Source organism: Roseibium sp. AS2 (genome assembly GCF_038900065.1).
In the GTDB taxonomy this organism is placed as follows: Bacteria; Pseudomonadota; Alphaproteobacteria; order Rhizobiales; family Stappiaceae; genus Roseibium.
The window spans coordinates 89014-107657 of the sequence record NZ_JBBMQN010000005.1; the positions used below are offsets into that span (position 1 = coordinate 89014).

At 61.2% G+C, this 18644-nt stretch carries 20 protein-coding genes; 12 read left to right on the plus strand and 8 right to left on the minus strand.

What is annotated here, in order from left to right; genetic code table 11:
- The first annotated feature begins 147 nt into the window (after positions 1-147).
- Positions 148-1950: an HWE histidine kinase domain-containing protein gene (locus WNZ15_RS15545; RefSeq protein WP_342893911.1), complete on the plus strand. Its 1803-nt coding sequence runs from the start codon at positions 148-150 to the stop codon at positions 1948-1950.
- 121 nt (positions 1951-2071) lie between these two features.
- On the opposite strand, the gene WNZ15_RS15550 is transcribed toward WNZ15_RS15545, so the two are convergent.
- The 3 genes from WNZ15_RS15550 to WNZ15_RS15560 form a co-directional block, all read right to left on the minus strand.
- Positions 2072-2278: a hypothetical protein gene (locus WNZ15_RS15550; RefSeq protein ID WP_342893912.1), complete on the minus strand. Its 207-nt coding sequence runs from the start codon at positions 2276-2278 to the stop codon at positions 2072-2074.
- A gap of 120 nt (positions 2279-2398) precedes the next feature.
- On the minus strand, positions 2399-2908 hold the full coding sequence (locus WNZ15_RS15555; RefSeq protein ID WP_342893913.1) for a DNA starvation/stationary phase protection protein: 510 nt from the start codon (positions 2906-2908) through the stop codon (positions 2399-2401).
- A 40-nt stretch (positions 2909-2948) separates the two neighbouring features.
- On the minus strand, positions 2949-3161 hold the full coding sequence (locus tag WNZ15_RS15560) for a hypothetical protein (protein WP_342893914.1): 213 nt from the start codon (positions 3159-3161) through the stop codon (positions 2949-2951).
- A gap of 651 nt (positions 3162-3812) precedes the next feature.
- Between WNZ15_RS15560 and WNZ15_RS15565 the strand changes: the two genes are divergently transcribed.
- Genes WNZ15_RS15565 through WNZ15_RS15575 form a run of 3 tightly spaced genes read left to right on the plus strand, consistent with a single transcriptional unit; the run spans position 3813 to position 5698 of the window.
- Entirely contained in the window at positions 3813-4148 is a 336-nt protein-coding gene (locus WNZ15_RS15565) for a DUF883 domain-containing protein (protein ID WP_342893915.1), read from the plus strand.
- On the plus strand, positions 4148-4567 hold the full coding sequence (locus WNZ15_RS15570) for a hypothetical protein (RefSeq protein WP_342893916.1): 420 nt from the start codon (positions 4148-4150) through the stop codon (positions 4565-4567). Before WNZ15_RS15565 ends, WNZ15_RS15570 begins: the two co-directional genes overlap by 1 nt.
- A gap of 51 nt (positions 4568-4618) precedes the next feature.
- Complete coding sequence (locus WNZ15_RS15575) at positions 4619-5698, plus strand: AI-2E family transporter (protein ID WP_342893917.1); 1080 nt, start codon at positions 4619-4621, stop codon at positions 5696-5698.
- A gap of 458 nt (positions 5699-6156) precedes the next feature.
- On the opposite strand, the gene WNZ15_RS15580 is transcribed toward WNZ15_RS15575, so the two are convergent.
- A complete protein-coding gene (locus WNZ15_RS15580; RefSeq protein WP_342893918.1) occupies positions 6157-6447 on the minus strand; it encodes a hypothetical protein in 291 nt (96 codons plus the stop codon).
- A gap of 190 nt (positions 6448-6637) precedes the next feature.
- Here WNZ15_RS15580 and WNZ15_RS15585 point away from each other — a divergent pair, with 190 nt between their 5' ends.
- The gene (locus tag WNZ15_RS15585) at positions 6638-7615 is read left to right on the plus strand and encodes an amidoligase family protein (protein WP_342893919.1); all 978 of its coding nucleotides are present in this window, start codon (positions 6638-6640) and stop codon (positions 7613-7615) included.
- Positions 7612-8337, plus strand: coding sequence for a gamma-glutamyl-gamma-aminobutyrate hydrolase family protein (locus WNZ15_RS15590; RefSeq protein WP_342893920.1), 726 nt, complete (start codon positions 7612-7614; stop codon positions 8335-8337). Before WNZ15_RS15585 ends, WNZ15_RS15590 begins: the two co-directional genes overlap by 4 nt.
- A gap of 82 nt (positions 8338-8419) precedes the next feature.
- Here WNZ15_RS15590 and WNZ15_RS15595 read toward each other — a convergent pair whose 3' ends face one another.
- From WNZ15_RS15595 to WNZ15_RS15610, 4 genes are all read right to left on the minus strand, one after another.
- Complete coding sequence (locus tag WNZ15_RS15595; RefSeq protein ID WP_342893921.1) at positions 8420-9241, minus strand: amidohydrolase family protein; 822 nt, start codon at positions 9239-9241, stop codon at positions 8420-8422.
- Positions 9238-9669 carry an RbsD/FucU domain-containing protein gene (locus tag WNZ15_RS15600; protein ID WP_342893922.1) on the minus strand — a complete coding sequence of 144 codons (432 nt, stop codon included), beginning with the start codon at positions 9667-9669 and terminating at the stop codon, positions 9238-9240. The genes WNZ15_RS15595 and WNZ15_RS15600 overlap by 4 nt, the downstream gene beginning before the upstream one ends.
- Positions 9659-10711 carry an aldo/keto reductase gene (locus WNZ15_RS15605; protein WP_342893923.1) on the minus strand — a complete coding sequence of 351 codons (1053 nt, stop codon included), beginning with the start codon at positions 10709-10711 and terminating at the stop codon, positions 9659-9661. The genes WNZ15_RS15600 and WNZ15_RS15605 overlap by 11 nt, the downstream gene beginning before the upstream one ends.
- Positions 10712-10789: 78 nt before the next feature.
- Positions 10790-11503 carry a GntR family transcriptional regulator gene (locus WNZ15_RS15610; protein WP_342893924.1) on the minus strand — a complete coding sequence of 238 codons (714 nt, stop codon included), beginning with the start codon at positions 11501-11503 and terminating at the stop codon, positions 10790-10792.
- 107 nt (positions 11504-11610) lie between these two features.
- Between WNZ15_RS15610 and WNZ15_RS15615 the strand changes: the two genes are divergently transcribed.
- The 6 genes from WNZ15_RS15615 (at position 11611) to WNZ15_RS15640 (ending at position 18437) form a co-directional block, all read left to right on the plus strand.
- Entirely contained in the window at positions 11611-13137 is a 1527-nt protein-coding gene (locus tag WNZ15_RS15615; protein ID WP_342893925.1) for an altronate dehydratase family protein, read from the plus strand.
- A gap of 42 nt (positions 13138-13179) precedes the next feature.
- Positions 13180-13935 carry an SDR family oxidoreductase gene (locus WNZ15_RS15620; protein WP_342894361.1) on the plus strand — a complete coding sequence of 252 codons (756 nt, stop codon included), beginning with the start codon at positions 13180-13182 and terminating at the stop codon, positions 13933-13935.
- 35 nt (positions 13936-13970) lie between these two features.
- Complete coding sequence (locus WNZ15_RS15625; RefSeq protein ID WP_342893926.1) at positions 13971-15497, plus strand: sugar ABC transporter ATP-binding protein; 1527 nt, start codon at positions 13971-13973, stop codon at positions 15495-15497.
- Complete coding sequence (locus tag WNZ15_RS15630; protein WP_342893927.1) at positions 15494-16498, plus strand: ABC transporter permease; 1005 nt, start codon at positions 15494-15496, stop codon at positions 16496-16498. The genes WNZ15_RS15625 and WNZ15_RS15630 overlap by 4 nt, the downstream gene beginning before the upstream one ends.
- A 72-nt stretch (positions 16499-16570) precedes the next feature.
- Positions 16571-17515: an ABC transporter substrate-binding protein gene (locus WNZ15_RS15635; protein ID WP_342893928.1), complete on the plus strand. Its 945-nt coding sequence runs from the start codon at positions 16571-16573 to the stop codon at positions 17513-17515.
- A 67-nt stretch (positions 17516-17582) separates the two neighbouring features.
- On the plus strand, positions 17583-18437 hold the full coding sequence (locus WNZ15_RS15640) for a fumarylacetoacetate hydrolase family protein (RefSeq protein ID WP_342893929.1): 855 nt from the start codon (positions 17583-17585) through the stop codon (positions 18435-18437).
- Positions 18438-18644: the final 207 nt, after the last annotated feature.

Below are 18644 nucleotides of genomic sequence, written 5' to 3' on the forward strand. Positions count from 1 at the left end.
CTCCTTGATTTCGTTGACATCAGGGAAACGGTTCCAGACGGTGAAGGTTCCGGCAAAAATGTCGGCAATCAACAAACAGACCACCGTCCACAGCGTGGTCCGGAAGGGCGGGAATGACCGATCACCCACGAAGGGAGCCGGTGTGAGATGGCCGATCTTCTGACTTACCTGTTCGGCGCCGCGTCGTTCATCCCGCATGGCTATTGCCTGCTCTGGCGGCCCGACCTGGTGGCTCTTCACGCGGTCTCGGACGTGCTGATTGCACTTGCCTATATCGCGATTCCCGTGGCGATGCTGACCTTCCTCCACAAGCGGCCCGATATTCGCGGAAATTCGCGCAAGATCGGCTATCTGTTCGTGGCGTTCATCCTGGCTTGCGCCCTGACGCATCTGTTTGATCTGGCGACCCTTTGGTGGCCTGCATACGGCACTCAGGGACTGGTCAAGGCGGTCGCCGCCCTGATATCCGCGGTCACAGCCGTGGTGGTCTGGCTGATGCTGCCGAAGCTCCTCGCGATCCCCTCCCTGCGCGACCTTGAACGGGCCAACGAACTGCTGGAAGTGGAAAACCTTGAGCTGAACACCGAAGTGGGCAAAAGCCGGAGCGAACTCAACCGGATCAACGACCGCTTCGAAAAGGCACTGACCGGGTCGAATATCTCCGTCTTCTCCCAGGACGCCGATCTGCGCTACACGTGGATTCACAATCCGAGATTCGGATTTGACCCGGGGGAGCTGACCGGCAAGAGGGACGAGGACGTGCTGCCGGCGGAAACGGTGGCCGAAGTGGTTCCCCTGAAGCAACGGGTGCTGGAGACCGGCGAATCCGCGTCGGCCTATGTCGCGATTGAAAACGAGGAAACCGGAACTGTCTTTCTCGATCTGATCGTCCACGCCACCCGGGACGCGGATGGCGTGACGGACGGTGTTCTGTGCACGGCCGTCGACATGACGGAAAAGCATCTTTACGAGATACGTCTTGCCACCATGGCCAGCCAGCTCGCCGATGCGAACATGCGGTTCGAAAAGGCTCTTTCCGGGTCGCTGATCACCGTTTTCGAGCAGGACAGCAATCTGAAATACGTTCACGTCGTCAATCCGCCTCCCGGTCTGACGGCCGAGTTCTTTCTGGGCCATTCGGATTCGGATCTTTTTTCCGAGGAAGACCAATTGCAGATGGTTCCGGCCAAGCAGGCCGTTGTCAGGTCGGGTGAAAGCAAGGTCATCGAGGTTGACGTGGACATCGACGGCGGCACGAGGAACTATCATGTCCGGCTCGATCCGGCCAAAGACGGCGAGGGCACCGTCACCGGTGTGATCGGAACAGCGGTGGACATGACGCAAGAGCGTGAGAACGAGCGCCAGATGCACCTCGTCATGCGCGAGTTGACCCACAGGTCGAAAAACCTTCTGGCGGTTATTCAGGCAATGGCCCGGCAAACGGCTGCGAGATCGGACACCACAGCCGATTTTGTCGACAGCTTTTCAGCCAGATTGCAGGCGATGGCGGCCAGTCACGACCTGCTCGTGTCGCAATCTTGGTCCGGTGCGGACATTGGCGAGCTGGTACGCGCCCATCTCGGCCAGTCCATCGATCTGGGCAGCTCCCAGATCAATATTCACGGCGACGCAAGAACGATCTCCGCCGACGCCGCGCAAAACCTGGGACTTGCCCTGCACGAGCTGACGACAAACGCGGCGAAATACGGCGCGCTTTCGGTTCTGGAAGGACATCTGGAGGTGTCGTGGGAACAGATCGGGGAGGTGATCCGCCTGACCTGGACGGAAACCGGCGGGCCGGAAGTGGTCGAGCCGAAGAGAACCGGCTTTGGCCGAAAGCTTCTGGAACGGCTGGTCGGGCCCTCCCTGGATGGAGATGTCACGATCATGTTCAAGCCGGAAGGGCTGAGCTGCGTGATCGAATTTCCGGCGCACCTCCTGGCAAAATGACCGGAGACGAATGATTGGCATCGGTGGCTGATCGCTGTATCTGACCACCTTGCCGTTCCAGTGGCCCGGCACTGCAGACCCGTTTGGACGGACCCGGTTCGGGGCCGGGTCGGGATCGGGTCTATCGGCGCAATTGCTTCAAGGCCGCATCGATCTCGCAAATCAACCGGTCGCGGTCGGCCTGACCGCGCGGTCCGTAGGTCGCATGGGACAGGGTCGCGCGCCATGTCTGGAGCGCCGTCCATTTCTGCGCTCTCGTCAGGCCCGGATCGTCCAGTACGCCGTAGGGAGATTGAAAGCCCGCAAATCTGTGAGGTACGCTGATCATGGCCTTGCTGCGCCTGCCTGGAATTTTGCGCAAGGGCCGCGCACCGCCGGATGCGGCATGCGGCCCTCGAGGTCGGGTCCTTGCCCTCGCTCTGCGCGGTTCAATCGGAGCTCCGCGCGGTCACTCGGCAATCAGGGCGCGCAACATCCATGCCGCCTTTTCGTGGAAGGCGATCCGCCCGGTCAGCAGGTCTTCCGTGACCACGTCGCTGTGATCGCCGGCATAGGTCGCCATGTCGCGCATTTCGGCGGCAATCATCTCATGACTGCGGACAAGATCCTGGACCATGTCATGGGCGTCCGGCAGACCGCCGGACGGCAGGCTGATGGTCAGGTTCAATTTGCCTTCATCGACATTGACCGGCGCACGGTGGCCGAGGGCGCGGATCCGTTCGGCAAGCTCGTCCGTTGCGGCAAACAGGTTTTCATAGTGGTTTTCCGTCAGATCGTGGATCGACTTGAACAGCGGGCCAACCACGTTCCAGTGATACAGATGCGACTTCACGGTCAGGATGTAGGTTTCCGCAAGGACCACGGACAGGTGCTTGGCGAGCTGTTCGCGCACGGCATCTGCGACGCCGGTTTTCAGGTCGTCGACTGCGGGGGTTTTGATATTCAGAACACTGGACATGGGATTTCCTTCTTTCTTTGAGGGGACCTGCGGCACGGGATCACTGGCTCGGCTGGGAGCCGGTTGCCCCTGTGCCGGGAGCGCTCTCGATGATGCCGAGATCCGGCAGGACGCCGGTCGTTTGAAGCAATGCAAGACAGGCAAAACCGATCACCACCAGCGCGATGCTGGCGACGAGGACAGCAAGAACCGGGCGGCCGCGTTCGGCCTGTCGCGCCTGCGTCGGGGTCCGTTCCGTTTCCTGGGTCTTCATGACGTTTGCCTTCCGGTTCGTTTCGAGCGTTGGATACGCTTGGTAAAGTTCCCTGAAGTGCTAAAGTTCCGGACAAAGGAACGAAAAGATCTTTTCCGAAATCGAAATAAACGAGGAGATGTATCCGAGAGCCTTCATCGGGTGTTACCTGGATTTTGCAGATATTCGAAACCGTTGTGCAAATTGTTTTCAAGGCTGAGTCAAAGGAATGACTTGCCGAAATTTTCCGCGAAGATTCGGATATTTCCGGAAACGTTCAAAAATTTCGGATATGTGGATTGTGATCTGAGTGGTCATTCATTTTTCGTAGGTCGCGAGGGACGGCGCGCTGCACGGCCCGCCTGGAACGGAAGGCGGTGCAACAACGGTCCACGGGCGCCAATGGTCACCCGGAAGCAGACTGATGAAGGCCGCATGCAAGTGGGCGGGCAGGATCTGATCGATGCCTTGCGGACTTGAAGCACGCGCGAAATGTGCGGTTGGCGGGCAGGGCGCCGGGAACCAATTGGACCTTCGACAGTTTACCCGGTGCGCCGCGCTTGACGCGGTCGCACCCCGGCAGAGCCGACCGACAGGATCGCCGGACACGAATTTCCGCCGTACCCGCTCCGTGAGCGGGCGGCCTGTCTCTCAACCCACTGGAGTGAAATGATGGCTACTGCAAAGACCGCAACCGGAACCGCCGCGAATGATTCCGTCAATGCGCATGACATCGAGGTGGATATCGAGCGCATCCGTGGTGATATCGCGGCCCTCGCCGGGTCCTTGAAGAAATACGGCGCCGGCAAGTCCGACGAATACAAGTCCCGCGCAGCCGCGGCCGGTGAGGATCTGACCAAGATGTCTCAGGATGCTCTCAGCGATCTTGCCGCCGAGCTCAAGGGATACGAGCGCGCCCTGACCAGCGAAGTCCGCCGCCATCCGCTGCAGGCCATCGGCATCGCCGCCGGCATCGGCTTTCTCGTCTCGGTTCTGGTGCGCCGCTGATGATGCGTGCGCTCCCGCTTGCGCTGTCCGCGGCCACACGGGACGTGCGCGGCGTCTTCCGCCGCGCCAGGCGCAATGCTGCCCTGATGCTGATTTCGGGCATCTGTTTCGGCACAGCTTATCTGGCCGCCCTCGTGGCGGCCGGGGCGTATCTGGCTCCGATTTACGGTCCGGTGATGGCCGCGCTCCTGATTGCGGCGTCAATGGCCGGGATCGGTATCGTGATCCTCGTTGTGCTCAAGGTGCTGAAGCACCTTGAAAAACGCAGGCACGCGCGCCGGAACGCCGCCACAAGGCTGTCGGCCGCGGCCGCCATCTCCATTCTGCCGCAGATTACCGGGTCCAAGGGTCTTCTCGTGGTCGCCGCTCTTGGCGGTCTGGCCTACCTGGTTGCCCAGGGGCAGGGCGGGGAAGAATAAAACATAATGTTGCCGCCAGCCGGCGCCGGTCAGGCGCCCAGGGAGCTACCGATGACACATCAGGCAGGCATGCCAGCAGATCGCGAAGCGCCAATGCCCCCGCAGCCTGCCTGGCCAATCACGGTCGATCCCGTTACAAGGGGCGCACTGGTCGTTCTTAGCGCGATTGCCATTGTCGCGGCATTGGATATCGGCCAGATCATTTTCGCGCCGGTCTGCCTGTCGATTGTGGTCGGCTCGATCTTCGGGCCGGCCGCCGACAGATTCACGCGCATGGGCGTGCCGACATGGATTTCGGCCATCGTCATGGTCGTCCTGTTCGTCCTGCTGTTGCTGACGGCGGGCGCAGCCTTCATGGTGCCCCTGTCCGACTGGCTCGACAAACTTCCGTTGATCTGGTCCCGGCTGCAGTCCCAACTGGTCAGCTGGCAAGGGTTCTTCAGCTCGGTCAGCAGCCTCCAGCAGGAACTGCAGAGCGCCATGGGCCAATCGGACAGCATGCAGGTCAGCGTCGACGACACCTCGGCGGTCGAAAGCGTGTTTTATTTCGCGCCCGCTTTCATCGCTCAGGTCATTCTGTTCCTGGCGAGCCTCTATTTCTTCATCCTGACACGGCCGTACCTGCGCCGGTCGGCCCTGGAGCTGTCGCCCGACAGCGACAGCCGCCGGAGTATTCACACAATGCTCAAGACCATCGAGACGCGGCTCACCACCTATCTTTTCTCGATCACGCTTGTGAACCTGGGGCTCGGGGGTGCCGTCGCGCTGGTGATGTGGCTGCTCGACGTCCCGTCTCCGCTGCTGTGGGGCATGCTGGCCGGCATGTTGAATTACGTCGTCTATGTGGGCCCCGCCGTCATGGTTCTGGTACTCACCTGCGTCGGTCTGGCGACCGGTACCACGATTGTCGCGATCCTGACCCCGCCGGCGGCCTATCTGTGCCTCAATCTCATCGAGGCGCAGCTCGTCACACCCACGGTGCTCGGACGCACGATGACGCTCAACCCCTTCCTTGTTTTCCTGACCATTGCCTTCTGGATCTGGCTCTGGGGACCGGCTGGCGGTTTTGTCGCCGTGCCCCTCCTGCTTGTGGCGGGGTCCATCATTGAAATCATGTCGGAGCGGCCTTGAAACCCGCTCCGGTCTCACCACTCACCCCGGCGGTACCGCTTCTCAGGCAGGCGCGGGCAGCCAGGGTGCATTCATTCTTGCCGCCAAAAAGAGTGTCCGACCTCTTTGAGGGCGGGTTTCAGAGTGTTCGCATGGATCTGTTCTCACCGGTGTCGTCCCCGCACGCAGCGAAGGTAACTTCCGGGGTCGGGGAACTGATGGGTATTCAGGGGAGCTTGAAGCCCGAAGCCGGCAGGGCCCGGATGTTCGTCTGCAAGCAGGCAGACCGCAGCTTTTACCGGGGTGCCTGGGAACCGTGTCCGGGCTTTCTCGCCTGACAGGGGCCAAGGTCAACGGAATTTGCCGAGATCGCGCAATCAAGCACGGTCCTCGGCAAATTTCGCTGGCCTTGCACCGGGCCGGCGCAGGCAAAACAGGTTGTGTTGACCATCGAGGCCTCCAGAGTCCGTGTATCAGTCTCAATAGGCCACCAAGTCAGGCGCGACGGGCCAGCCGGTGCAGGACGTCTTCTGGAAGCTTGCGACACAGCGCACCGGGCGTTCCTTGACATCGGACAGTTTGACCTTCAGGTCGCCCTTGCCGGTGGTCGCGGTTGCCTCGGCCATGGCGATCACCCGTTTCGAACCGGCTGTCGCGTCGACAGCGTCGTCGGACATGATGTCGACGGCTCCAAGAGCGCTTGCCATGAAGGCGGTTCCGAGTATCACCGGCGTGCTTGCAGCCAGTATGCGTTTGCGAAAAGTCATCATATCACTACCTCCACCCAGCAAACGCACGAGTTAAGAAAAGGTTTCAAAAAGTGCTTTCGGGCGGTGTTTTCCGGTGCCGGCTCGACCCTGAATTCCGGAAATAGCGCACCGGATTGCCGCCTGCCGTCGCCGCTTCTGTGGAACGAATCCCGGGGCGGACACGTTTGCCCCCTGAACAAGGGTGATCGTTATGAAACAGTCAGAACAGCATGAACTGGACACGGCGCGCGTGGAGGACACCTCCGGGCGCGCGTCTCTCGAGGACAGGCGCCGGGTCGGCGTGGAAGTCGAATTTGGCGGCATGAGCGCGCGTCAGGCCGCGGAAATCGTCCAGTACCACCAGGGCGGCGTTATCAACGAGATTGACGCTCATCGGTTTTCCGTCAAGGAGACGCGCATTGGCGGCATTCTTCTGGAACTCGACAGCAAGTATGTGCACAGCCCGCAGGAAGCCTCCGGCCTGGAGCGCCAGGTGCGCCGCATTGCCGGTGACGTGACCGGTTCCCTCGTTCCGACGGAACTCGTGACCGATCCCCTGCCGGTGTCGGACCTGCCGGAAGTCGACCGGCTGATCGTTCATTTGAGCGAAGCCGGCGCGCTCGGCACGCAGCAACCTCATCTTGCCTGCGGTCTTCACCTCAACATCGAATGGCTGGACCGGGACGTCACGTCCATCCTGCGCGTGCTTCAAGCCTATCTGCTGATGGCGCCGGCCCTGCGCGATGCTATCGACCTGGACACGACGCGTACTCTTCTGCCCTTTATCGGGCGCTTTCCCAAGGCCTATGAAGCCAGGGTGCTGGATCCGGACTATCAGCCCGATTTCCAGACCTTCGTGCGCGACTATTGCAAGTCGAACTCTTCGAAAAACAGGGAACTGGACCTGCTGCCGTTGCTCGCCTCCATTGACGCGGACGCGGTCAGGGAAGCCCTCGGGCACGAGCAGGAAGCCGTCAGGCCGACGTTCCATTACCGCCTGCCGAATGCGCGTCTTGGTGATCCCGACTGGTCGATCGTGGCGGAATGGAAGCGTTGGCTTACGGTGGAAGCGCTGGCTTCGGACCGGATGCGGCTCCGCGAACGCCTGTGCGAGTGGCGTGGCCGCAATGAATGGTCCGACCCCGTCCGGTCCATCCGGCAATTGTTCAATCGGGTGATGAGCCAATGAAACCCCTGATAGGTGTCTCCACCTCGGTGCGCGGCGGCTGGCGGTCGTTCCTGGCCATCCGTTTCGCCTTGTGGCGTGTCGGCGCGAAGGCCCGCCGGATCACGGCGGCAACGGCGCAAGAGGCCGACTTCGACTTTGACCAATTCGACGGACTGATCGCCGGCGGCGGCGACGACATCAGCGCCACGCTGTATGGCGGCGAACTGACGCCCGACGTGCGCCTGGACCCCGAGCGGGACGCGCTGGAAACCAGGCTGATCTCTGCTGCTGTCGAGCGCGGTATTCCGGTACTCGGGATCTGCCGAGGAGCGCAGATGATCAATGTCAGTTTCGGCGGCAGCCTTCACACCGACGTGTGGGAAGTGTTCGTCAAGGCTCCGAAGCTGAGAACGGTGTTGCCGCGCAAGAAAGTCAACATCAACCGAAGAACATGGCTGAGCGCCGTTCTGGACTGCAATCCCTGCCGTGTGAACGCGTTGCACCACCAGTCGGTGAAGGATCTGGGCAGGGGCCTGAAGGTGAGCGCCGTGGACGATTTCGGCATCATTCAGGCCATCGAGGGAACGTTCGAGACGCAGGTGATCGGCGTGCAGTGGCACCCGGAGCTGATGCCGTTTTCGCACAGCCAGACGGATCTGTTTACCTGGTTCGCGAACAGCGCCAGGAACCGGGTGCTGATCGAACAGCAGTGTGACCCCGGCGCCCTTCGGGAAGCCTGCTGAACCGGTGGGGGGCGCCGTGACCGCCTGCCCTGGCCAACTGCGCCAGGGTGCCGCTGCGGCCGCATTGCCTTGCTGCGGTTTCCTAAAGGTAGACGCGCGCCGCTGTTGCCCCCATCACGGCTTCCCGCTCGGACGCGCCCAGGTCTTGCAGAAGGTCATCTGTGATCCGGGCCCACTCATCATAGGAACAGGCCAGGGTGCAGACAGGCCAGTCACTCCCCCAGATCAGCCTGTCGGGGCCGAATGTCTCCAGAAGATGGCCGACATAGGGTCTGAGATCGTCAAGGGTCCAGTTGTCTCCGGCTTCCGTAACCAGTCCAGACAGCTTGCAAACCGTGGAAGTGTTGCCCGCAATGGTTTTCATGTCCGCTGCCCAGTCCTCAAAGTCTCCGTCTGCGATCCTCGGTTTCGATCCGTGATCCACCACCATGCGCAGGTCCGCATGCCGTTCGGCTAGGCGCAGCAGATTGGGAAGGTGCTGGGGCAGCGTAAGGGCATCAAAGACGAGATCGGCGTCAACGAGAGCCCGGTAAGCCGGGTCGAGGCGGGAGTGCAGCATCCAGTCCGGATCGGCGATGTCCTGGATCATCGGCCGCAGACCGACGAGCTTGGGGTCGCTGGCGAGCGCCGCGATCTGGTCGGGGGCGTCGGCGGCCTCGAAATCGGCCCAGCCGACGACGCCCTTGATGAAATCGTTCTGTCGGGCCAGATCCAGCAAGAACCGGGTCTCCGCAACCGTCGGAGCGGCCTGCACCAGAATGGTCCCCTCGATCCCGTGACGCTCCAGCAAGGGAGCCAGATCTTTCGGCAGAAAGTCCCGGTAGAGCGGAGCAAGCTCGGCAGTCAGCCAACCGTAATCCGCACGCGCAAGCTTCCAGAAATGCTGGTGCCCATCCAGCCTCATGGTTCGATGATGCCCTTTGTTAGGATGATATTGCCGTAAAGGCGCTGTTCTCCGGTCTGAACGACGGCAAAGCCCGAGCTGGCCATGTCGTAGAAAGCCTGCCGTTCCAGCGTGCCGATCCGGGCTGGCTTGTCGGCGACCTCGTCGATGATGGACTGGAACGCGGCCACGATTTCGGGAACCGCGTCCGGGTCGCCGACCACCTGCATCGTCAGGGCCGGCTCAGGCACGAACGTGTCCAGCGGCATCAGCGTGAGGACCGCCCGCAAGATGTCTGTGGCTGAAATGCCGTCCAGACGCATGCAGTCAGGACCGGAGCTTTCACCCGGAAAATTGGCATCGACGATGGCGATGCGGTCACCGTGTCCCATGGCCGCAAGCGTGTAGAGCAGGGACGGGCTGAGAAGAGGGGGCAGATTACGCAGCATTGGAAGCCTCATTGGGGAGCGGTGCATCCGGGCGGACAAGTCCTTCAGTGCGAAGGTCCGACCAGAACGCAGGTGGAATGATCCTGTGAAGGAGCGCGATATTGGCTTCCACCTCGGCGGCGTTGACCGCGCCGGGGATGACCGTTTTCACGCAAGGGTGACCGAGAACGAACTGGAGCGCCGCGGCAATCAGCGGCACCGAATGGGCCGCGCAGACCGCCTCGATCCGCCGGACCCGGTCGAGGATGTCGGGCGGGGCGTCCGCATAATTGTATTTGGCACCCTCAATGGCGCCCGTCGCCAGAATGCCGGAATTGTAGGGACCGCCCAGAATGATGCCGACATCGCGCTTCTCGCACAGGGGCAGAAAGCTCTCCAGAGCGTCCTGTTCCAGAAGCGTATAGCGCCCTGCCAGCAGGAAACAGTCGAAATCGGCAAGGCCGAGCAGCTTCTCGCACACCTGCCACTCGTTGACCCCGGCCCCGATCGCGGCGATCTCGCCGGCAGCCTTCAATTCGCTGAGCGCCTTGTAACCGCCATTGTCGAAGAGCTCGCGGACGCGGGCGTCGCTGGCTTCCTGCGAGCCTTGCGAGAACGCGCAAACGTCATGCACGAACACGATGTCCGCGTTGGCGACCCGAAGCCGCTCCCTGCTGGCCTCGTAGCTGCGCATGACACCGTCATAGCTGTAGTCGAAAACGATCCGCTTTTGCGGCACGTCGACAAACGCTTCCGGCGTCACTTCATCCGGCTCGCAATCGAGCAGCAACCGCCCGATCTTGGTGGAGAGCTGAACGGACTGCCGCCCGAAGCGTTCGATCGCCTCGGCAAAGCGCATTTCCGAGAGGCCAAGTCCGTATTGCGGTGCCGTGTCGAAATAGCGGATGCCGTGATTGAAGGCGGCCTGAAGCGCCGCCTGGGCATCCGCCTCTGCGACCTTCCGGTAAAGGTTTCCGAGCGGCGCGCCGCCGAATCCCATCACCGTCAGATCAAGTCTGCGGGCGGTTCTGGCATTCAGCCGACGCGTGGTCAGTGCGGTCATGAAATCTCCCTGAGCGGTTTCTATCTTTGTCTGTCCGCTTTTGCTTCGGACTTGCGTTTCGGGCCGGAAGGCCGGTTTTCAGTCAAACAGATCGGGCCGGCTGACCGCCAGCGGTTCCAGACGCGTTACCAGTTCGCTCAAGTGCATTTGCATGGCCTTGCGGGCGCGTTCCGGGTCATGATCGCGGATGGCTTCCAGAATGATCCTGTGTTCCTCATGAGCCTCCTGTGCCCGACCGCGCATCGGCAACAACAGTTGCCGGGCCCGGTTCACCTGGATCCAGCCGGTGGCCGCGAAGGCGTTCAGCTTCGGATAGCCGGTGAAGGAAAGGATGAGCTCGTGCATGCGCTCGTCTTCCCGGTAGAAACCCGTCTCGTCATTGTCGTCAAGGCAGAGCGCCTGAAGCCGGAGGTTCCGGGTCAGCTCCGCAAGCTGTTCTTCCGAGTGTTCCGCGGCCACCTTTGCCACGGCGGCCAGTTCGATCGCCTCACGCAGGAACGCGCCCTCGCGGATTTCCGACATCGAAAACTTGGTGACGCGCGACCCCGATTGCGGAACGACCTCAACAAGACCTTCGCCCGCAAGCCTGGTGATCGCCTCCGTGACCGGGGATCGCGACACACCGAGCTGTTCGCAGATCAGCTGCTTTTTCAGCGGCGTTCCCGGCGGCAGATCCATGGCCAGAATGGCCGTTCTCAGGGCCTCGTAAACACGCTGCGCCAGAGAACCGGACAATTTTCCGATGTCCGTAAGCGTGATTTCTGGAAGGTCTTGTTCGGGTGTCAGGGACATGACTATCTCGATTAGAATGCTAACATGTTAGTTGACACAGATAGCCTGTCAAGCTAATCCTGAGCCAGGAGCGGTGCTCGAAAAGCGCCGGACAGGGAGAAACTTTCGTGCTGCAGCCTCATGCCAACTCGATTCTTCTCAACAACGAGGACAACATCGTTGTCGCGCTTCAGGATATAGAAGCGGGGACAAAGGCGGCCTTCGTGGAAGTGCCGCTGCCCGGACAGATCCAGCGTGGCCACAAGATCGCGCGCTGCCCCATCGCGGCCGGTGAAAACGTCATCCGCTACGGACAGATCATCGGGCAGGCGAAATGCGACATCGCCCCGGGCGCGCATGTTCATGTTCATAATCTTGGCATGGGCGATCACAGTCAGGACTACCAGCACGCCGAGGCCTCGGTTCCTCTCGAGCCGATCGCTCAGGAGCGGACCTTTCAGGGATACCGCCGGGCAACCGGGCGGGTCGGTACGCGCAACTATATCGGCATCCTGACCTCGGTGAACTGCTCCGGGTCGGTTGCGAAATTCATCGCCGAGGCGGTGGAAAAATCGGGTCTCCTGGACGCCTATCCGAATGTCGACGGCATCGTGCCGATCGTGCACGGCACCGGCTGCGGCATGTCCGGCAAGGACGAAGGTTACGCAACCCTGTTCCGGACCCTGTCCGGATACGCCCAGCATCCCAATTTCGCGGCCATCCTGCTGATCGGGCTCGGCTGCGAAGTCATGCAGATCGCCGATCTTGTCGGCGACCGCAAGATCCGGCCGGACGGCGATCTCAGGTACATGACGATCCAGCAGACCGGCGGCACCCGCAAGACCATCGAGGCGGGTCTCGAACATATCAAGGATCTCGCGGAACTGGCCAGCAAGGCCGTGCGCACGCCGGTGCCGGTGTCGGAGATCACCGTCGGCATGCAATGCGGCGGCTCGGACGGCTATTCCGGCATCACCGCCAACCCGGCGCTGGGCATTGCCTCCGATCTTCTCGTGCGCCACGGCGGCACCACCATCCTGTCCGAGACCTCGGAGATCTATGGTGCCGAACACCTTTTGACCCGCCGGGCGGTGTCCGTCGATGTCGGCAGGAAACTGATCGATCGTGTGCGCTGGTGGGAGGATTACACCGCCCGCAACGGCGGCGAGATGGACAACAATCCGTCTCCCGGCAACAAGCGCGGCGGATTGACGACAATCCTGGAAAAATCCCTCGGCGCGGCGGCCAAGGGCGGCTCGGCACCTCTGGTCGATGTCTACAAGTTCGGCCAACCCGTTGACAAGAAGGGCTTCGTCTTCATGGACAGCCCCGGTTTCGACCCCTGTTCCGTGACCGGCCAGATCGCTTCGGGCGCCAACATCATCGTGTTCACGACGGGACGCGGCTCCGTTTCCGGATACATGCCGACGCCCTGCATCAAGCTTGCCACCAACAGCGAGATGTACGGCCGCATGTCCGAGGATATGGACATCAATTGCGGCGATATCATTTCGGACAATGTCAGCCTCGAGACCAAGGGGCAGGAGATCTTCGACAGGATCGTCGCGGTGGCCTCGGGCGAGAAATCCATGAGCGAAGACCTCGGCTTCGGCGGTGTCGAGTTCGTGCCCTGGCAGATAGGCGCGGTGATGTAGCGCGCCTGCATGAAGACAATGTCCGCATAGGGTATCGGGAGGATTTCAGTGCGATTGAATAACAAGAACATTCTGGTCTCGGCAGCCGGTCAGGGCATCGGTCGCGCAAGCGCGATTGCCTGTGCACGGGAAGGCGCGAGAGTCTTCGCCGTCGATATCAACGAGGCGACTCTGGCAACCCTTGTTGAGGAGTGCCCGGAGATCCAGGTCCACAAGCTGGATGTGTGCGACCGCGGCCAGATCAACGCGCTGGCTGAAAAGCTGCCGCAACTCGACGGTCTCTTCAACTGTGCCGGCTTCGTTCACCACGGCTCGGTGCTGGACATCTCGGAAGAGGACTGGACCTTCAGTTTCGACCTGAACGTCACCTCCATGTACCGCATGATCCAGGCGTTCCTGCCGGGCATGCGCGAGCGCGCGAAGGTGCAAGGCACGGCGTCCATTCTCAACATGTCGTCGATGGCCTCTTCCCTGAAGGGCTTTCCCGTTCGCACGCTCTACGGCACCACCAAGGCCGCCGTTCTCGGGCTGACCAAGGGCGTGGCCGCCGATTTTGTCCAGGAAGGCATCCGCTGCAACGCGCTGTGCCCTGGAACCGTCGATACGCCATCCCTGCGAGGCCGGATCGCATCGGCGCCTGATCCGGTCGAGGCGGAAAAGAATTTCATTGCCCGCCAGCCCATGGGCCGGCTGGCCACCGTCGACGACATGACCCCGATGGTCGTCTATCTGCTGTCCGATGAAAGCCGGTTCGTGTCCGGACAGGCACTTCTTGTCGATGGAGGTGTCACCATCTAGGTGCCACATCCGTCGCGGTTTGGGAGGACTGCACGATGACAGACCTGGTCAGAATGACGGGGATCGAGAAACGGTTCCCGGGTGTTCATGCCCTCAAGAATGTCAGCTTCGACCTGGGTTCCGGCGAGGTCCATGCGCTCATGGGCGAGAACGGTGCCGGCAAGTCCACGCTGATGAAGATCCTGTCCGGCATCTACCCGAAGGACGGTGGCGAGATCCTGGTCAACGGCCGGGAGGCGGACCTCGACGGTCCGAGGGCCGCTCAGGACCTTGGTATCGGCATCATTCATCAGGAACTCAGCCTGATGAACGACCTGACGGTGGCCCAGAACATCTTCATCGGCCGCGAACCCCGTTTTAGGTTCGGCCGGCTGGACGAGGCCGCGCTCAATGCAAGGGCGGTCGAGATCTTCAAGTCCATGAACCTCAAGCTGGACCCGAGGACGGTCGTCGGCGAGCTGACGATCGCCCGGCAGCAGATGGTTGAGATCGCCAAGGCCCTGTCCTACCGCTCCCGCGTGCTCATCATGGACGAGCCGACCGCCGCCCTGAACGATGCCGAGATCGCCGAGTTGTTCACCATCATCCGGCGCCTGAAGGCAGACGGTGTCGGCATCATCTATATCAGCCACAAGATGGACGAACTGCAACAGATCGCCGACCGGGTGACCGTGATGCGTGACGGCGCCTATGTCGGAACGGTCGGGGCAAAGGAAACGCCTGTTGCCAAGATCATCTCCATGATGGTTGGACGAGATGTTGCCAGCGAACCTGTCGACATTCCCGATTTTGATAACGCGGAAACTGTTCTGGAAGTTCGAGGGCTCTCGCGGGGACGCGAGATCCGTGACGTCAGTTTTTCGGTCCGCAAAGGTGAGATCCTCGGTTTTGCCGGGCTCATGGGAGCAGGCCGGACGGAAGTCGCCCGCGCCATTTTCGGCGCAGATCGCCGGGACAGCGGCGAAATCCTCGTTCACGGCAAGCCCTGTGCAATCTCGCAGCCTTCCGATGCGGTGAAGGCCGGGATCGGTTACCTGTCGGAGGACCGAAAGCATTTCGGCCTGGCCACCGGCATGGATGTGCGGACCAACATTGCGCTGGCCAGTTTCGATCGCTTCTCGAGCCGGCTCGGTGTCCTTTCCGAAGAGGGCATGCGCCGAACGGCGCAGGATTATATCGGCAAGCTTGAAATCCGCACGCCCTCGGACAGGCAGGAAGTCCGGCTTCTGTCCGGCGGTAACCAGCAGAAAGTTGTTATCGCCAAGTGGCTTTTCCGCGATTGCGACATCCTGATTTTCGATGAGCCGACCCGCGGTATCGATGTCGGTGCCAAGTCGGAAATCTACAAGCTGTTGAAGAATCTCGCGAGCGAAGGGCGGGTGGTGATCGTGATCTCCTCCGAGCTTCCGGAAATCATGCGGCTCAGCCACCGCATCGCGGTCATGTGCGAGGGACGCCTGACTGGCATCCTGCCGGGCGGCGAGGCGACCACCCAGGAAGACATCATGCACCTGGCGACGCTTCGGGCGCCATCCATGCAGCCAGAGGGATATCCGCAATGACGGCCGTCAACACAAGTTCCACACCATCCTTTGCCGCCCGCCTGTTCGAGGCGGGCGCGCATCAGAAATTGCTGGCCTTCGCCAGTCTGGTGTTGCTGCTGATCGGATTTTCGATTGCCTCGCCCAACTTCATGCAAACTTCGAACATGATCGCGATCCTGCAGGCGACTTCGGTCAACGGCGTGCTGGCGGTGGCGGCGACGCTGGTCATCATCACGGGTGGTATCGACCTGTCGGTCGGAACTTTGATGACATTTTGCGCGGTCATCGCCGGAGTGGTCCTGACTAATCTGGGTCTGCCCCTGCCGCTGGGCGTGATCGCGGCCATTGCCGCCGGAGCCTTTTGCGGTTTGTGCTCGGGCACCTTTGTCGCGAAGATGAAGATTCCACCCTTTATCGCAACCCTCGGGATGATGCTGATCCTCAAGGGCCTGTCGCTGGTGATCTCCGGTACAAGGCCGATTTACTTCAACGACACACCCGGTTTCGACCAGATTTCTCTTGGATCCATCATTGGCGAAGTTGTGCCGTCCCTGCCGATCCCGAACGGTGTTCTGATACTCTTCCTTGTGGCCGGCTGTACCGCCTGGATACTGAGCCGGACCGTTCTCGGCCGCTATTGCTTCGCGCTTGGCAGCAATGAGGAAGCTGTGCGCCTGTCTGGCGTCAATACAGATCGCTGGAAAATAGCCATCTATGCGTTGGCAGGGTCAATTGTCGGCATTGGCGGACTGGTCATGGCCTCACGCCTGAATTCCGCTCAACCGGCACTGGGTCTGGGATACGAGCTGGAGGCGATTGCTGCCGTGGTGATCGGCGGGACATCGTTGTCGGGTGGCCGCGGCACCATCGTGGGCACCTTGATCGGTGCGCTCATCATGGCCGTTCTGACCAACGGTCTGCGCGTGTTGTCCGTCGCCCAGGAATGGCAGACGGTGGTGACCGGAGCAATCATCATTCTTGCGGTCTATGCGGACATGGTTCGCAGGCGGAAATCGTGAATCTACCAATCAGAAGAGGGTACCAAAACCCCACAAAACAAAGGTTTTATCCAAAAAATGAAGGAGAGGAATATGTTCAACAGGCGTCATATAATCGGGGCAGCGGGCGCGGTCGCGTTCATGCTGTCCGGCAACCTGGCCTCGGCCGAGGACAAACTCTACGTTCCGCTGATTTCGAAAGGCTTTTCGCACCAGTTCTGGCAGGCGGTGAAGATCGGCTCGGAGAAGGCCGCTGACGAATTCAACGTCGAGGTCACATTCGAAGGCCCGGACAACGAAGGGCAGGTGGACCGGCAGATCGATATGCTGGCCGCCGCATTGGCAAAAAAACCGGCTGCAATCGGGTTTGCTGCGGTGGACAGCCAGGCTTCAATTCCGATGTTGCGCAAGATCAATGAGGCCGGCATTCCGGTGATTGCCTTCGACAGCGGCGTCGACAGCGAAATTCCGGTGACCACGGCAACAACCGACAACGTCGCCGCCGCCGCGCTTGCTGCGGACAAAATGGCCGAAGCCATCGGTGGTGCCGGCAAGGTCGCGGTAATTTCGCACGACCAGACCAGCCGCACCGGCATCGATCGTGTGGATGGTTTTGTCGACCGGATCGCGAGCAACTATCCTGATATCGAAGTCGTATCGGTTCAGTATGGCGGTGGTGACCACTTGATTTCGACTGAAATCACCAAATCGATCCTGACGGCCAATCCCGACCTGAAGGGTATGTTCGGTGCCAACGAAGGTTCGGCTATCGGCGTGGTCAACGGTGTGAAGGAAGCCAAGGCTGATATCGTGATCATCGGTTTTGACAGTGGCGCGGCACAGAAAGAAGCCGTTCGCTCGGGCATCATGGCCGGCGCGATCACACAGAACCCGGTGGGTATCGGATATGAAACCGTGAAGGCAGCCGTCAGAACCCTGAACGGGGAAAGCGTGCCGAAAATCATCGATACCGGCTTCTACTACTATGACAAGAACAACATGGATGATCCCGAGATCGCTGCCGTGTTGTACGATTGATCGAATCGAAGACCTGTGAGCCCGGCCGTCAAACTGGCCGGGCTCCGTCCATTGAGGATAGCTGAAAATGAAATTGCTGCGATTTGGCGCACCCGGTCAGGAAAAACCCGGCCTTCTTGACGCCGACAACCGTGTTCGCGATCTGTCTGCCATTGTGCCGGACTTTTCGAACGATGCTCTCTTGCCGGAGAGCATCGAGCGTCTTCGCGGACTTGATATTTCGACTTTGCCTCTGGTTGAAGGCACACCCCAGGCGGACCTGCGCCTCGGACCCTGCGTCGGCGCCATCGGCAAGTTCATCTGCATCGGCCTAAACTATGCCGACCATGCCGCCGAGTCCGGCATGGATGTGCCTCCGGAGCCGGTGGTCTTCAACAAGTGGGCCTCCGCGGTCGTCGGTCCCGACGATGACGTCAGAATTCCGCGCGGCTCGGAAAAGACCGACTGGGAAGTCGAACTCGGCGTCGTCATCGGCAAGGGTGGATCCTATATCGACGAAGCCGATGCGATGGGTCATGTCGCCGGTTTCTGCGTCGTCAACGACGTGTCCGAACGCGAATATCAGCTCGAACGCTCCGGAACCTGGGACAAGGGCAAGGGCTGCGACACCTTCGGCCCGACCGGCCCCTGGCTGGTCACACCGGACGAGGTCGGCGACCACGACGACCTGGGCATGTGGCTCGAGGTGGACGGCAAGCGCTATCAGAACGGCTCCACGAAAACGATGGTCTACCGGGTGCCGTTCCTGGTTTCCTATCTCAGCCGCTTCATGAGCCTGCAGCCCGGCGACGTCATCTCCACCGGCACGCCTCCGGGCGTCGGCATGGGTCAGAAACCGCCCGTCTACCTGAAGGGTGGCGAGGTCATGAAGCTTGGCATCGACAAGCTCGGCAGCCAGACCCAGAAGGTGGTCAAGGCCTGAAGCCGATTGAAGGGCGCCGTGGCGAGACCACGGCGCTTTCGCCCGCATCATTGCCGGCTTCAGTGGCCGCTCCTGCGCAGGCAGGGCGGTTGGGCTGCGGTGTGACTCGTCCTCCGGCCCGGAAGCGCCGGCGCGCCTCACGATTGTCATCCCGGCCGCAACGAAGCGGAGAGCCAGGACCCGGGACACACCGAGGCCTGCAATGAG

Excerpts from the sequence above, each read along its gene's own strand:
- WNZ15_RS15625 (WP_342893926.1), top strand. The coding sequence starts at position 13,971 with ATGACAGACCTGGTCAGAATGACGGGGATCGAGAAACGGTTCCCGGGT.
- WNZ15_RS15605 (WP_342893923.1), bottom strand. The coding sequence starts at position 10,711 with ATGACCGCACTGACCACGCGTCGGCTGAATGCCAGAACCGCCCGCAGA.
- WNZ15_RS15580 (WP_342893918.1), bottom strand. The coding sequence starts at position 6,447 with ATGATGACTTTTCGCAAACGCATACTGGCTGCAAGCACGCCGGTGATA.
- WNZ15_RS15555 (WP_342893913.1), bottom strand. The coding sequence starts at position 2,908 with ATGTCCAGTGTTCTGAATATCAAAACCCCCGCAGTCGACGACCTGAAA.
- WNZ15_RS15545 (WP_342893911.1), top strand. The coding sequence starts at position 148 with ATGGCCGATCTTCTGACTTACCTGTTCGGCGCCGCGTCGTTCATCCCG.
- WNZ15_RS15635 (WP_342893928.1), top strand. The coding sequence starts at position 16,571 with ATGTTCAACAGGCGTCATATAATCGGGGCAGCGGGCGCGGTCGCGTTC.
- WNZ15_RS15640 (WP_342893929.1), top strand. The coding sequence starts at position 17,583 with ATGAAATTGCTGCGATTTGGCGCACCCGGTCAGGAAAAACCCGGCCTT.
- WNZ15_RS15565 (WP_342893915.1), top strand. The coding sequence starts at position 3,813 with ATGGCTACTGCAAAGACCGCAACCGGAACCGCCGCGAATGATTCCGTC.
- WNZ15_RS15600 (WP_342893922.1), bottom strand. The coding sequence starts at position 9,669 with ATGCTGCGTAATCTGCCCCCTCTTCTCAGCCCGTCCCTGCTCTACACG.
- WNZ15_RS15610 (WP_342893924.1), bottom strand. The coding sequence starts at position 11,503 with ATGTCCCTGACACCCGAACAAGACCTTCCAGAAATCACGCTTACGGAC.
- WNZ15_RS15590 (WP_342893920.1), top strand. The coding sequence starts at position 7,612 with ATGAAACCCCTGATAGGTGTCTCCACCTCGGTGCGCGGCGGCTGGCGG.
- WNZ15_RS15550 (WP_342893912.1), bottom strand. The coding sequence starts at position 2,278 with ATGATCAGCGTACCTCACAGATTTGCGGGCTTTCAATCTCCCTACGGC.
- WNZ15_RS15630 (WP_342893927.1), top strand. The coding sequence starts at position 15,494 with ATGACGGCCGTCAACACAAGTTCCACACCATCCTTTGCCGCCCGCCTG.
- WNZ15_RS15560 (WP_342893914.1), bottom strand. The coding sequence starts at position 3,161 with ATGAAGACCCAGGAAACGGAACGGACCCCGACGCAGGCGCGACAGGCC.
- WNZ15_RS15570 (WP_342893916.1), top strand. The coding sequence starts at position 4,148 with ATGATGCGTGCGCTCCCGCTTGCGCTGTCCGCGGCCACACGGGACGTG.
- WNZ15_RS15585 (WP_342893919.1), top strand. The coding sequence starts at position 6,638 with ATGAAACAGTCAGAACAGCATGAACTGGACACGGCGCGCGTGGAGGAC.
- WNZ15_RS15575 (WP_342893917.1), top strand. The coding sequence starts at position 4,619 with ATGACACATCAGGCAGGCATGCCAGCAGATCGCGAAGCGCCAATGCCC.
- WNZ15_RS15595 (WP_342893921.1), bottom strand. The coding sequence starts at position 9,241 with ATGAGGCTGGATGGGCACCAGCATTTCTGGAAGCTTGCGCGTGCGGAT.